General features: G+C 37.4%; 13 protein-coding genes. 10 read left to right on the forward strand and 3 right to left on the reverse strand.

Going from position 1 to position 13,838, the window contains the following annotated elements; translation table 11 throughout:
- The first annotated feature begins 132 nt into the window (after positions 1 to 132).
- From ACA100_RS04520 to ACA100_RS04545, 6 genes are all read left to right on the forward strand, one after another.
- On the forward strand, positions 133 to 1,071 hold the full coding sequence (locus tag ACA100_RS04520; protein WP_481078804.1) for a bile acid:sodium symporter family protein: 939 nt from the start codon (positions 133 to 135) through the stop codon (positions 1,069 to 1,071).
- Between the two features lie 104 nt (positions 1,072 to 1,175).
- Positions 1,176 to 1,961, forward strand: coding sequence for a hypothetical protein (locus ACA100_RS04525; RefSeq protein WP_481078805.1), 786 nt, complete (start codon positions 1,176 to 1,178; stop codon positions 1,959 to 1,961).
- A gap of 220 nt (positions 1,962 to 2,181) precedes the next feature.
- Positions 2,182 to 2,496, forward strand: coding sequence for a 50S ribosomal protein L21 (gene rplU, locus ACA100_RS04530; protein WP_077925621.1), 315 nt, complete (start codon positions 2,182 to 2,184; stop codon positions 2,494 to 2,496).
- Positions 2,497 to 2,531: 35 nt separating this feature from the next.
- Complete coding sequence (gene rpmA / locus ACA100_RS04535; protein ID WP_077927974.1) at positions 2,532 to 2,792, forward strand: 50S ribosomal protein L27; 261 nt, start codon at positions 2,532 to 2,534, stop codon at positions 2,790 to 2,792.
- A gap of 73 nt (positions 2,793 to 2,865) precedes the next feature.
- Positions 2,866 to 3,933 carry an Obg family GTPase CgtA gene (cgtA, locus tag ACA100_RS04540; RefSeq protein ID WP_481078806.1) on the forward strand — a complete coding sequence of 356 codons (1,068 nt, stop codon included), beginning with the start codon at positions 2,866 to 2,868 and terminating at the stop codon, positions 3,931 to 3,933.
- An 84-nt stretch (positions 3,934 to 4,017) separates the two neighbouring features.
- A protein-coding gene (locus ACA100_RS04545) for an IS3 family transposase (RefSeq protein WP_481076906.1) occupies positions 4,018 to 5,378 on the forward strand; the annotation gives its coding sequence in 2 pieces (ribosomal slippage) (positions 4,018 to 4,498 and positions 4,498 to 5,378; 1,362 coding nt in all).
- Between the two features lie 81 nt (positions 5,379 to 5,459).
- Here the strand turns inward: ACA100_RS04545 and ACA100_RS04550 are convergent.
- Entirely contained in the window at positions 5,460 to 5,924 is a 465-nt protein-coding gene (locus tag ACA100_RS04550) for an Lrp/AsnC family transcriptional regulator (RefSeq protein WP_481078807.1), read from the reverse strand.
- A 128-nt stretch (positions 5,925 to 6,052) separates the two neighbouring features.
- On the opposite strand from ACA100_RS04550, the gene ACA100_RS04555 reads away from it, so the two are divergent.
- The 4 genes from ACA100_RS04555 (at position 6,053) to ade (ending at position 11,976) form a co-directional block, all read left to right on the forward strand.
- Positions 6,053 to 6,670, forward strand: a complete 618-nt coding sequence (locus tag ACA100_RS04555; protein ID WP_481078808.1) for a LysE family translocator — start codon at positions 6,053 to 6,055, stop codon at positions 6,668 to 6,670.
- Between the two features lie 324 nt (positions 6,671 to 6,994).
- Complete coding sequence (locus ACA100_RS04560) at positions 6,995 to 8,296, forward strand: NCS2 family permease (protein ID WP_481078809.1); 1,302 nt, start codon at positions 6,995 to 6,997, stop codon at positions 8,294 to 8,296.
- A 63-nt stretch (positions 8,297 to 8,359) separates the two neighbouring features.
- The gene (locus tag ACA100_RS04565; protein WP_481078810.1) at positions 8,360 to 10,165 is read left to right on the forward strand and encodes an adenine deaminase C-terminal domain-containing protein; all 1,806 of its coding nucleotides are present in this window, start codon (positions 8,360 to 8,362) and stop codon (positions 10,163 to 10,165) included.
- Between the two features lie 74 nt (positions 10,166 to 10,239).
- Entirely contained in the window at positions 10,240 to 11,976 is a 1,737-nt protein-coding gene (ade, locus tag ACA100_RS04570; protein ID WP_481078811.1) for an adenine deaminase, read from the forward strand.
- Positions 11,977 to 12,033: 57 nt separating this feature from the next.
- On the opposite strand, the gene ACA100_RS04575 is transcribed toward ade, so the two are convergent.
- Together ACA100_RS04575 and ACA100_RS04580 are read right to left on the reverse strand one after the other, a co-directional pair.
- Positions 12,034 to 13,395 (reverse strand): hypothetical protein, encoded by a 1,362-nt coding sequence (locus tag ACA100_RS04575; protein ID WP_481078812.1) that lies wholly within the window; start codon positions 13,393 to 13,395, stop codon positions 12,034 to 12,036.
- Positions 13,396 to 13,481: 86 nt separating this feature from the next.
- Positions 13,482 to 13,796 carry an Imm51 family immunity protein gene (locus ACA100_RS04580; protein ID WP_481078813.1) on the reverse strand — a complete coding sequence of 105 codons (315 nt, stop codon included), beginning with the start codon at positions 13,794 to 13,796 and terminating at the stop codon, positions 13,482 to 13,484.
- Positions 13,797 to 13,838: the final 42 nt, after the last annotated feature.

The following is a 13,838-nucleotide window of genomic DNA, read 5'->3' on the forward strand; positions in this document are numbered from 1 at the left end:
TACAGTATTCATAGCCTATGTATACTCAAATGAGTGCATCCTTCGCGACAAAATCGCACTCATCAGCACGTTACCCAAATTTTTATACACAAAATCTAGTTTATTGATTCAATATTAATTGAAGGCTGCTCTATGCGTTTGTTAAATTTATTTTCAGAATTTATTGGTAAAACTTTTGCCATTTGGACATTATTGTTCGCATTATTAGGATTTTTTATTCCGTCATTGTTTAATTCCTTGGCTTGGCTGATTACTTATTTTCTTGGCATTATTATGTTTGGAATGGGATTAACGCTGACATTAGCGGATTTTTCTCAAGTTGTGAAGAAGCCATGGCAAGTATTATTAGGTGTTGGTTCACAATTCATTATTATGCCGCTTTTAGCCTTAGGATTAGTGAAGCTGTTTAATATCGATCCTATGTTAGCTTTGGGTGTTGTTTTAGTGGGTTCTTGTCCAGGCGGTACATCCAGTAATGTGATTACTTACTTATCTCGTGGTGATGTTGCGTTGAGTGTGACAATTACAAGTATTACGACATTACTAGCGCCATTTATGACGCCATTATTATTAAAATTATTAGCTGCTGAAAGCATCAATGTTTCTTTCTATGCAATGATGATGTCGATTATACAATTTGTCATTGTGCCGATTGTGCTCGGTTTAATTGTTCGTATGGCATTACGATCAAATGTTAAGTATGTTATGCCAGTTTTACCCATTGTTTCTGTATTTGGTATTGTGATGATTGTTGCAATTGTGGTGGCATTGAATCAGGTGCGATTACAAGAAACAGGCTTGATCATTATTGCTATTGTGATGATCCATAATACATTGGGCTATATCGTTGGTTATGTTTTAGCGAGAATTATGGGATTAGGATTGGCACAACGTAAAGCGATTGCCATTGAAGTCGGTATGCAAAATAGTGGATTGGGTGCTGCATTAGCCAATAAACATTTTGATCCTATTGTGGCAGTACCAAGCGCCTTATTCAGTGTTTGGCACAATATTAGTGGTGCGATTTTGGCGAATATCTTTGCGAAAATGGATCGAAAGTCACAAGAGTAAATCATCATTCATGTCATATCATTCTCCTTTAGTTAGGAGAGTGATGTTGGTAATGTTTATAAGCTTGATATAATGCATAGAAAATAATTATAAGGATAAAAAGTATGCATGGTCAAAAATGGATCTCCTTAGTTGGATTGCTGTTATGTGCTGGGCTGAATGCTACGATGGCAGAGACATTGCTTGAAGGCGGTTATGATGTGCGCTCAACAATGACAATGGAAGGTAAGATTGCCTCTAAACGAACAGATTATATTGCATGCTTTAATGATAAAGATGCAAAATCAATGGCATTTGATTTTATGTCAAAAACTTATCAGCGTTGTCAAAAGATTGCTGGCAAAGAAATTGGACGTTACATTATTCAATGTTTGGATAAAAATAATCAACCGATGGAAATCTCGGTGAATGAAACGATAAATAATCAGCAATTTTTATTGGTTATGGATGTATCTAATCAATCTCAGGTTGTATTAAAAGGACGATATAAAGGTGCATGTGATGCAGACACGCCAAAACAAATGAAACAAGAGGTTTATAGTGTAACGCCAGGTTATTATGATTTTACTGTCACAACAAAAGTGGATGATGTAATTGTTCGTAATACAGAAGAGAAAAGGTGTATTCGTTCGGGGCAATCGGTGATTGGTGGGATATTGTTAAAAAGTCAGCAGGATTGTCAGGTTAGAATCGATAGCCAAAGTCAAAATTATTTTGCGGTGACATTAAAGCATTGTAAGGAATTGGCAGAAGGTGAAAGCATTCATTTTAGCACAATGTCAAAAGAGAGATCTTTGTCGACATTGCTGGAAATCACAAAAATAGAAGATGGGAATAAAAAAGTGGTCTCTGAATTTAAAATGGGCCGATTGTTAGGTGAATGTGAATAAATGAAATTTTTGCTTAGAAAATTGTCTGATTTTTGCTACAATTGACAAGATTAACATATTAATTTGGAAAAAAAGATGTCAAGAATAAGGTGCTTAATCTTGACGCAAACCATTTTTTTTTATACAATCACGTCCTTTTTATGGACTGTTATTTCTTGTTGACTTGTTCAACATGATAGCAAAAGAATTCAGATTCACTTAACTATTTGGAGCATTACACATGTATGCTGTAATCAAAACAGGCGGTAAACAATACCGTGTAGCTGAAGGTCAAATCCTTCGCATTGAAAAATTAGAAGGCGCTGCTGAAGGTTCTAACGTAGAATTTGCAGAAGTATTGTTAGTAGGTAAAGACGGTTCTACAACTGTTGGTACACCACTTGTTGCAAATGCTAAAGTAGTTGCAGAAGTATTGAAGCAAGGTCGTGGACGTAAGATCGAAATCATCAAGTTCCGTCGTCGTAAGCATTCTCGCAAGCACGCTGGACATCGTCAACACTTTACTGAAGTTAAAATTTCTAGCATCTCTGCATAATTGCAAGATTCCTAGACGTATAAGAGGATTTAAACATGGCACAGAAGAAAGGCGTCGGCTCCAGCCGTAACGGTCGCGATTCCGAAAGTAAACGCTTAGGTGTTAAGCGTTTTGGCGGTGAATTGGTTCCTGCGGGTTCTATCATCGTTCGTCAACGTGGTACTCGTTTCCACGCTGGTGACAACGTAGGTTTGGGTAAAGATCACACTTTATTTGCTAAAGCTGATGGTCACGTTGTTTTTGAAGTAAAAGGACAAAAAAACCGTAAGTTTGTAAGCATCCAACCAGTTGCTTAATAAATTTTAGTTTTTTTAAAAGCCCCTTTTATTGGGGCTTTTATTATTTATGCTGTCAGTTCAAGGAGGGCAGATGAAATTCGTTGATGAGGTGATCATTACGGTTGAAGCAGGTAATGGTGGTGATGGATGTTTAAGTTTTCGTCGCGAGAAGTTCATCCCTTTCGGAGGACCTGATGGCGGTGATGGCGGTGATGGCGGTAGTATTTTTCTACAAGCATCAGATGCTGTAAATACGTTAGTAGATTTCCGTTTTGCTAAAACATTCAAAGCAAAGCGCGGCGAAAATGGTCGTGGTGCAAACTGTACAGGTGCGGCAGGTGAAGATTTAGTTTTGGTTGTTCCATTAGGTACGCAAGTACACGATGCTGATACAAATGAATTCATTTGCGACTTAACAGAAGATGGTCAAGTGGCTAAAGTTGCTCAAGGTGGTTTCCACGGTTTGGGTAATACGCGCTTTAAATCGTCCACTAACCGTGCACCAAGACAAACTAAGCCAGGTACGCCAGGTGAAGAACGCCGTTTGCGTTTGGAATTGAAAGTATTGGCAGATGTTGGTTTGTTAGGTTTACCAAATGCAGGTAAATCAACATTGATTCGAGCTGTATCAGCAGCGCGTCCAAAAGTTGCAGATTATCCATTTACAACCTTGCATCCTAACTTAGGTGTTGTGAGTGTTGGCCCATTGGATAGCTTTGTAATGGCAGATATTCCAGGATTAATCGAAGGTGCGGCAGAAGGTGCTGGCTTAGGCCATAAATTCTTGCGTCACTTATCTCGTACATCCATTATGTTGCACTTGGTTGATATGTCTCCATACAGCGATTCACAAGATCCTGTTGAAGATTTCCGTGTGATCACGAAGGAATTGGAGCAGTATGATGAAGAGATGGCGAAGAAAGATCGTTGGTTAGTATTGAATAAATTGGATTTAATCCCTGAAGATGAACGCGAAGAGCGCATCGCTGATTTCTTGAAAGAGATTCAGTGGGAAGGTCCATGTTTCCAAATCTCTGCGATTTCTGGTGATAATACAAAACCATTAACAAGCGCAATTATGGATTACATCAATGCTGAAAAAGCAGCGTTGAAAGCAGAAGAAACGCCAGTGCCAATTGAGCAGTTAATCACTCAATAATCACTGAAAATATATTATTTCAAAAAGCCTTTAGAATTTTGAACTGCACCCCAAAAGTTGGACACAACTTTGGGGTGTTTTTATATGGCGAAGTATTCTTTTGATTTCAAATTAAAAGTTGTTAAGTTTTATCAAAAAGGAAATGGATATAGCTCTACAGCTGATCATTTTAATATTGATCACTCCACCGTTAAAAAGTGGGTCAAAGCTTATCAGTATCATGGTCAATCAGGGATTCAGCCAAGAACAACAAAACGATTATATTCTGCTGAATTCAAATATTATGTATTGAAGTTTATGTCAGATCATTATTACTCTGCCCGCGAAGCGGCTTCATATTTTAATATTCCAGCATTTACTTCTATATTAGAATGGCAATCACTGTTTAAAGAAGGTGGTTTGAGTGCACTTGAACCACGTCAAAAAGGAAGACCTAAAAAGATGAGATTGCCCAAAAAACCTGATAATCGCACTGAACAAGAAAAGTTGATAGATCAACTTCAAGCTGAATTAGCCTATCTTCGTGCGGAGAATGATGTGTTAAAAAAGTTTCAGGAATTGGACGAGAAGGAAGAAGCGCTCAGGCGCAAACAATCATCGCAGAAGAACTCAAAGTAAAGCATTCATTGTCATCGTTACTGAAAATCATGAATCTAGCCAAAAGCACTTATTACTATCATAAGGCAGTATTGGCTAAGCCTGATTCAGATGAAAGCCTTAAAGCAAGGATAACAGCCCTTTTTCATGAGCATAAAGGTCGATATGGTTATCGTCGCATCACTGCGATATTACAAAAAGATTTCCCCATTAACCATAAAAAAGTTCAAAGAATCATGCGATTACTGAATCTTAAATCTTTAGTAAGACCGAAGAAATACCAATCTTATAAAGGAAAAGTTGGAAAAATAGCGAAGAATATTTTGAAGCGTAATTTTAAGGCTCAAAGGCCCAACCAAAAATGGGTAACAGATGTCACAGAGTTTAAAGTGAACGGTGAAAAGCTGTATTTATCTCCGATTTTAGATCTATATAATCAGGAAATTATTAGCTATGAAGTTGCTAAAAACTCCAAATATGAGTTGGTGGGTAAAATGCTGAATAAGGCATTGAAGCATTTAAAGTTACATAAGAAAGGACGCAAGAAACTGATTTTACATTCTGATCAAGGTTGGCAATATCAAATGAAACAGTACCAACAATCTTTAAAAGATCACAAAGTTAGACAAAGCATGTCACGCAAAGGCAATTGCTATGATAATGCTGTGATTGAGAACTTCTTTGGTGTTTTGAAATCAGAGCTATTTCATGTGAAAAAATTTGAATCTATCGATCAATTAGAGAAAGAGATTCATGAGTACATCGATTATTACAATAATGATCGAATTAAGCTCAAACTAAAAGGACTGAGTCCGATAGAATATCGAAATCAGTCCTTGTCTTTATAATTTATAAACTGTCCAAGTTTATGGGGTCAGTTCATTTTTTCTAAAGGCTTTTTATTATTTAATTGAAAATTAAATAATAATTTAAATCGGCAAGCTATATGTGAGCTTTACTGTATCCATTGGCACATCGGTTTTAACACTTTGAATGGCTGTAATGGTTGTGAGTTTGTTTGCATGGAATTTACGATAACTGTCGAGATCCTTTGTCACAATTCTTAGCCACGCATCACATTCACCTGCCATTAGATGGCATTCGATAATTTCTGGCATGTCTTGAATTGCTTCAATGAAACTATCAATTGTTTTGGCATCTTGTGCTTTAAACCAAATGCGAGAGAAAAGTGTTAAGCCCGCATCCACTTTTGCACCATCTATAATGGCAATGTATCGTTTAATTACGCCAGCTTCTTGCAATAATTTCACTCTGCGCAAACACGGCGATGGTGACAAACCTACAAGCTTTGCTAATTCAGTATTTTGTAAGCTCGCATCTTTTTGTAAGGCACGTAAAATACGGCGATCTATGTTATCCAATTTTATTGACATATAAATTTAATAAACTATAAATAATTGAAATTATATTTCAAAATATCAGTTATTTTTGACAACAACAAGCCAAAATTTTAATGATGAAGGAATACAATAGCCTCCGCTTTTGAGAGGAATTTTGAATCATGAATTTAGATAACATATTGTTGTTTGGCTTGGCGGTATTTCCACTGGTTTGTACACCAGGGCCAGATGTTTTGTTCATTGCATCACAAGGTTTGACAGCAGGTAAAAAAGCTGTGATGAAAGCCAATGCTGGGATTTTAACGGGCTATTGTGTTCATGCTGTTTTGAGTGCGTTGGGTGTTGCAGCATTAGTTGCAGCTTCGCCCGTGTTGTTTAATGTGATTCGTTGGGTTGGCGTTGTATATTTATTATATTTAGCATTTTGCATGATTCGTTCTGCAATGAAAAAAGGCTTATTAGAAATACAAAAAGATGCCAAAGTTCATAAAAATTTATTCAGAAAAGGGTTTCTCACAAGTTTTTTGAATCCTAAAGGTTTATTGATTTATCTAGCGATTTTACCGAACTTTATTGATAAATCTGGCAATTATGGTTTGCAAGCACTGACTTTGGCAGGGATTTTTATCATCAGTTGTGCCATTGTTTATACAATCATTGGATTAAGTTTGGCCCGTTTAAGCGCTAAAAGTTCCCCCAGCGATAAACGCCGTAGAATTGTCGAAGGTTTTTCAGGCAGTTTGTTATTGATGGCTGCTGGTTTTATCGCAGGTAATTAATGCTTTGATTGGGCAATGAGTGTTTTATGTATTTGACTTTTCAAAAAATCGGCATAAAATGCGAGCCTTAATTTTTCATGTTGAATACAGCTAAGGACTTTTAAATGTTTTATCGCATTTTAATACCCCCAAAGATACCGCTGCCGCGGGATCAGCATAGCTGTATCTCCTTCCTTTCTAACATTCGCTAGGCGACGCTAGATTAAATAGGTGAAGGAGGTGACTTAAAGACATACCCAAAGAAATATCAACAAATGTTTAAGTTACCTTTTCAAATCAGCATCATCATTGATGCACTTCATCTACATTATCTAGGAGCCACAAGTGTTAGCCTTTATAGAACGATATTTCGAACTAAAGCGCCACAATACAACGATTAAGCAGGAATTAATTGCTGCTTTCACAACCTTTATCACAATGGTTTATATCGCGTTTGTTAACCCAAAAATTTTGGGTGCAGCGGGTATGGACACACAAGCTGTGTTTGTCACAACTGTCTTAATCACAGCCATCGCATCAGTTTTAATGGGTGCAATTGCAAAACTGCCAATCGCATTAGCACCAGGAATGGGCATTAATGCTTACTTTGCTTATGTTTTAGTTGGGGCGAACGGCCTCACATGGGAAACAGGGATGACATTGATCTTCCTCAGTGCTGTTTCTCTGTTCTTATTGTCTTTATTCAAAATTCGTTATTGGATGGTTTCCAATATTCCTTATTCGTTAAGAATTGGGATCAGTGTCGGTTGCGGCTTGTTAATCACATTGATTGGCTTGCATAATGCGCACATCATCGTTGCTAATCCAGACACAATGGTTGCATTGGGCGACCCTAAAAGCATTTCATTTGCTTTGGGTGCTTTAGGATTTTTAATTGTCATCGTATTGGCACAGCGCAATGTTTATGCTTCTGTATTGATTTCATTTGTTGTCGTAACCGCAATTGCTTTATTGATTGATCCTGAAGTTTCTTATCACGGTTTAGTGAGTATGCCACCATCCATTGCACCTGTTGCAGGGCATTTAGATTTTAAAGACGTATTCAGCGCATCTATGGTTGGCATCGTTGTTTCAGTCATGTTGATTAACTTATTTGAATCATCAGGCACATTTATTGCGGTGACTTCAAAAGCTGGCTTAACCAACGAGCAAGGTAACTATCCTAATCAGCAAAAATCATTATTGATCGACAGTGGTGCATCTGCAGCAGGTTCTTTTATGGGAACATCAGCAGTTACAGCTTATATCGAAAGTGCTTCAGGCGTTGCTGTGGGCGGTCGTTCAGGCTTGATGTCTGTGGGCGTTGGCTTATTGTTCTTGGTATTACTATTCTTCTCGCCACTCGAAAAAATGATCCCGTTATATGCAACAACGGGCGCGCTTTTGTATATCGGTGTTTTGATGATTTCAGAGCTCGCTAAAGTTGACTGGGAAGATTTAACAGAAGCAACGCCATCATTCGTTGCAGCGGTTGCCATGCCATTTACCTTCACAATTACAGAAGGTATTGCGCTTGGTTTCATTACTTACGTGGTATTGAAAATTGCCGCAGGTAAATTCAAAGACATTACATGGTGCACAGGCATCATGGCGCTTCTATTTTTATTACGCTACATCTTTTTGTAAAAGACTAAACATACTAAAAAATTATTTTGATTAAAGTTTATTGAGTTTTATTAGGAGTTTATTATGAAAAAAGAATCCATTCGTGAAATGATTGATGCAGGTGCAGCTAAAATTCCAGCGGATCGTGTGATTAAAAATGGAATGTTGGTAAATGTTACATCTAGCGAGATTTATCCTGCGGATGTTGCGATCTACAAAACACAGATCGTAGCAACAGGCAATGTGGATGCTTATATCGGTGAGAAAACAGAAATCATCGATGCAAAAGGTAAATATTTAGTACCAGGTTTGATCGATGGTCATTTGCACATTGAATGCAGTAAATTATCCATGACAAGCTTTGCAAAAGCTGTAGTTCCTCATGGTACAACAAGTATCGTTTCGGGCTTGGATCAATACGTTGTCACAACTGGCTTGGAAGGCATCAAAGAAGTTTTAGCTGAAATTGATGATTTGCCATTGCATGTATTCTGGGGTTTGCCATTTTTCACGCCGTATACATTGCCACAAAGTAACGTTGCATTTAACGTAACAGCTGAAGTGCATGAAGAAGTTCAAAAATGGCCTGAAGTTTTCGGTGTTTGGGAAACTGTTTCTGAATTCGTAGAAAACAAACATCCTGATGTAATGCGTGCTTTAGAATTGGCGCGTGAAAACCGTTTGCCAGTATTTGGTTGTGCACCGATGAATCGTGGTGAAAAATTGAACTCAGTATTATGTGCTGGTGTTCGCTTGGATCACGAAAGCTATAACCATGAAGAGATGATGGAAAAAGTGCGTAAAGGCATGTTTGTCATCATTCGTGAATCTTCGATTTCTCATTTCTTGGAAGAGAATATGAAGATCGTGACGCATTTGAATCCTCGCGTTGCGCGCCGTGTGAGCTTCTGTACGGATGACGTTGTTGCATCAGAAATTTTGGCAAATGGTCACATGGATAAATTGATTCGCATGGCGATTGCAAACGGTGTTGATCCTTTAACAGCAATCCAAATGGGTTCGATTAACTCAGCGGAAGCTTATCGTGTAGATCATTTAGTGGGTTCAATTTCTCCAGGCCGTTATGCGGATATCTTGATGGTTGAAGACTTGGTGAAGTTTGAAATCGATACAGTGATCGCAAAAGGTGAAACAGTTGTTGAAGCTGGCAAAATGAGCAAAACATTAACGCCACCAAAACGTAGCGAATTGTTGTTGAATACAATGAAAATGAAGCCAGTTCTCGAGCATGACATGAATGTAAAAACAGAATTGGATGCAGATTCAGTTCACGCTCTATCATTGGCTGTAGATTTCGATGTACCATTTGTGCGTAAAGCTCGTAATGTAGAGTTGAAAGTAGTTGATGGCGTTGTTCAGCCTGATTTAGTTGAAGATGTTCTATACGCAACAGTGATCGAGCGCTTTGGTATTACAGATGTTAAACCTGTTGTTGGTTTCGTAACAGGTTGGAAATTGAAAGGTGGTGCAATGGCAAGTTCATGTGCGCCTGATGACAATAACGTTGTTTGTATTGGCACAAATAGCAAAGACATGACAATTGCTGTGAATCATTTAGCTGCACAAGGTGGCGGACAAGTGATCGTGAAAGATGGTGAAATCTTAGGTTTCTTGCCATTGCCAATCGCAGGTATTGTTTCTGATTTAGAGCCTGAAGCAATGGCGATCGAAGAAGAGAAATTATTTAACTTAGCGCGTGAATTGGGCTGTGATTTACCTGATCCAATGTTCTATATGTGCTGTTTACAAATCACGGCGATTCCTGATTTTGCCATTACAGATTTGGGTGTGATTGATTTCGCAGCACAAGCAGTTGCAGAACCTGTACTAAAATGTAGCTGTAGCCATGGTAGAATTGCAGGGAAATAATTGTTCAGTCGCAATGATCTCGCCCTTTGCGAGATCATCTTAAAAGATATCCAATAATGCATTAAGGAACAAATATGTCAGAGAAAGCAAAATTAAATCATTTGATTGATATGGCGGCAGGTAAAATGCCTGTTGATCTGCTCATCACAAATTGTAAAGTTGTGGATGTTTACAACCAAGTATTAATCGAAGGCCCATTGGCTATTGGCGGTGGTAAAGTTGTTGGCGTGGGTTACGTTTATGAAGCGAAAGAAACATTAGATGCCAAAGGCGGAATCGTCATGCCGGGCTTGATTGATGGTCACGTTCATATTGAATCATCATCATTAACGCCAGCACAGTTTGCGCGCACGATTTTACCTTTTGGTACAACGACAATCATCGCTGATCCCCATGAAATTGGTAACGTTTGCGGTGTGAAAGGCATTCAATATATGTTGGATGCAAGCCGTAATTTACCTTTGCATGTGAAAATTCAGTTGCCATCTTGCGTACCTGCAACGCCATTTGAATCAGCAGGTGCAGTTTTAGAAGCTGAAGATTTAGAGCCATTGTTTGCAGATGAAGGCGTTTTAGGTTTGGGCGAAGTGATGGATTACCCAAGTGTGATCAATCACGATGAACCAATGATCAATAAATTGTTGATGGCAAAACGCCACAATCGTGTGATCGATGGTCATAGCCCAGGCGTTAAAGGCTTGGCTTTGAATGCTTATGTTGCATCAGGCGTGATGACAGATCATGAATGTAGCGATACAGAAGGTATGTTGGCGCGCTTACAAATGGGGCAATACATTTTGCTCCGTGAAGGTTCAACATGTAAGGATTTATTGAACTTGTTGCCAGCAGTTACGCCAGCAAACTCACGCCGTTGCGTATTCTGTACGGATGATCGTGAACCAGATGATATCTTAACAACAGGCCATATCAATAAGAGCTTACGTTTAGCGGTTGAATATGGTGTTGATCCAATGATCGCAATCACAATGGCAACATTGAATGGCGCAGAATGCTTCCGTTTGCATGATAAAGGCGAGATTGCACCGGGTAAAGATGCAGACTTGTTGATCGTTAAAGATCTAAAAGATTTCGAGCCAATGCACGTATTCTCAATGGGTACAGAAGTTGCGCGCGATGGCAAAATGTTGATTGAATTGCCTGAATATCATTGTGAAGATGTATTGAATACAATCAACATTGCACCAATTTCAGTTGAAGATTTTGCATTGAACTTAACAAGTGATAAAGCGCGCGCGATTGGTGTGATTCCAAAAAGCGTTGTGACGAAAAACTTGGAAGTTGATGTTGTGCGTGATGAAAACGGTCAATTCAATGCCAAAGCAAATGGTGCATTGAATAAAATGGCTGTGATCGAGCGCCATCATGCTTCAGGTAAAATGGGCATTGGCATTTTGGAAGGCTACGGCATTCAAAATGGTGCGATCGCTGTTTCAGTTGCACACGATTCCCATAACATCGTTGTGGTGGGTGATAATGATGCGGATATGTTGGCAGCAGTGAAAGATATTGAAGCAATCAAAGGCGGTTTCTCATTGGTGCAAAATGGCGAAGTATTAGCGCATTTACCATTGCCAATTGGCGGTTTGATGACGAATCAAACAGCAGAAGAAGTTGCGGAAATCATCGAGCATTTGATCATCACAGCGCGTGATAAATTTAATTTGTCGCATGAGTTCCATCCATTGATGACATTGGTGTTTATGACATTGCCAGTAATCCCTGCATTGAAATTAACATCGAATGGTTTATTTGATGTGAAACAATTCAAATTGGTGGATGTTTCGGTTTAATTGCTGAGTTAACCTAGATTGAAAAAGTAAAACCGAGCTACGCTCGGTTTTTTTAAATCATAATTTTGGAATACTGTGCAAATCTCTATATTTATCAATTAACTTCATAGTGCGAGCTTTATCTTCTTTTGAGTAATTTTGTAAAAGGAAGTCAACGGAATATTCGGTACCACTAATATTAATAACCCCATTTTTATCCATATATTTGATAATAAACCAGAAGTTTCCAATAGGTTTATCAATAGTAGTTTCCAAATCAGGAATGTCTCGATCAGTAGCGCTTACAGTGTAATGCCCTCTATCATATAATTTATATAGAGCATCTATGGCTTCTAGATTTCCGAGCATTCCCGATTTTGTTAAATAATTGATAGATTTTTTTTGATCATAGTAAGGATTCAATCCATGTTTTTCGTTGCCTTTTGTTGTATAAAACGTCGATAATTCTAGTAGTAATTTAGGATCATTTAAGTCAAAAATGCTTTGGTACCATTGGTAGCTATTTTCGTAATCACAAAAACCTAGATATCCTTGATATAGTTTTCTTGCATAATCTCTAATTGCTGTTCTATCTCCATTGTATGATTGTTCAATTAATTTTTTTTGATTAACGGTAGTACTTTCTGATAATTGAGCACCATTATTTTCTGTAAAATATTTGATAGGGTATTTTTGTAGTATTTCATTTATACGATTAGTAGCCTTCACCGTATCTAAAATATTTAATCTAGCAATTTCTGAGCTAATAAATTGAGTTTTATTAATTGATTGTAAGTTAAAGATTATATCTTCATTATTTTGAAATCTAGCATTAACTTTCCATGCTAAAGCTTCTATAGGGTCGATCTCTGTTTTATAGCCAAACAATTCTCCATATTCATAATAATGACTCAACAGAAGTTGTGCATTTTGACTACCTTTAAAAGCTGCATCTTCTAGTGCATTCCAAGCATGATCTAATTGATATAATGGATTTTTAACGGGAGAATTAGTGCTATTTAGATAAGGTGTTGTATAAAATAAATAATAATAGAGAGGAGTGATAATTTTTTGATCTTCTGCTGTTTGAATAAGTTCTAGTAGCTGATTTGCTGTGAAACCTTGAGCATGAGGTAGATAAGATATTAAAATATCATCAGCTGCACGTTTAATAGTAGTAGGATCTTTTTGTGCTACTTTTTCAAAAAATTGTTTCTGTCTATTTTGATCATCAGCATATTGCTGTAATTTGGTATGAGGAGATTTTAATAGCTTATTAGTCTGAGTGTAAGCATATAAAAGCTGGTTGCTATTAGCACCAACACCATATATCAGATATGGTTTGATAGAAGATTCTATAAAATAAAATATGTAAATTGCGCTATAAATACAGACTAGTGTTAATAATGCACGCTTTATAATTTTTTTGTATTTTTTCATGTTTTTTTGTGGGAAATAGAATGATTGATCAAATTTTGATTATGATACTCTCAATATACAAATAATCAGGAAATACCATTCCTTTATTATTTATTTGTAATTGTTTTGTGAAATCTAACTACCACAGCTTTCAATAATTCTACATCTGTAGAATAAGCCGAGAACATATCAGCTTCAGGATCGAATTCGATTAAGTGAGCGGATTCGTTGAAATTCTCTTCAATGAATTTAGCCACAACTTTTTGCCAAGCATAACCATTGAAATAATCACGATTTGTGCCTGTTTGCGCTTCTAAAAGATCCATGATTGGATCATTGTAAAAAGCATCCGACATAAAGAAGAATGATGCTTTGCCATCATCATGAATTAAAAAGTGAAAAGGTTTAATAGATTCAGTCATAAAAGCCTAAGATATTACTGTAAAAATAATGGGTACAATTAT

Source organism: Wohlfahrtiimonas sp. XWW7, from assembly GCF_056716055.1.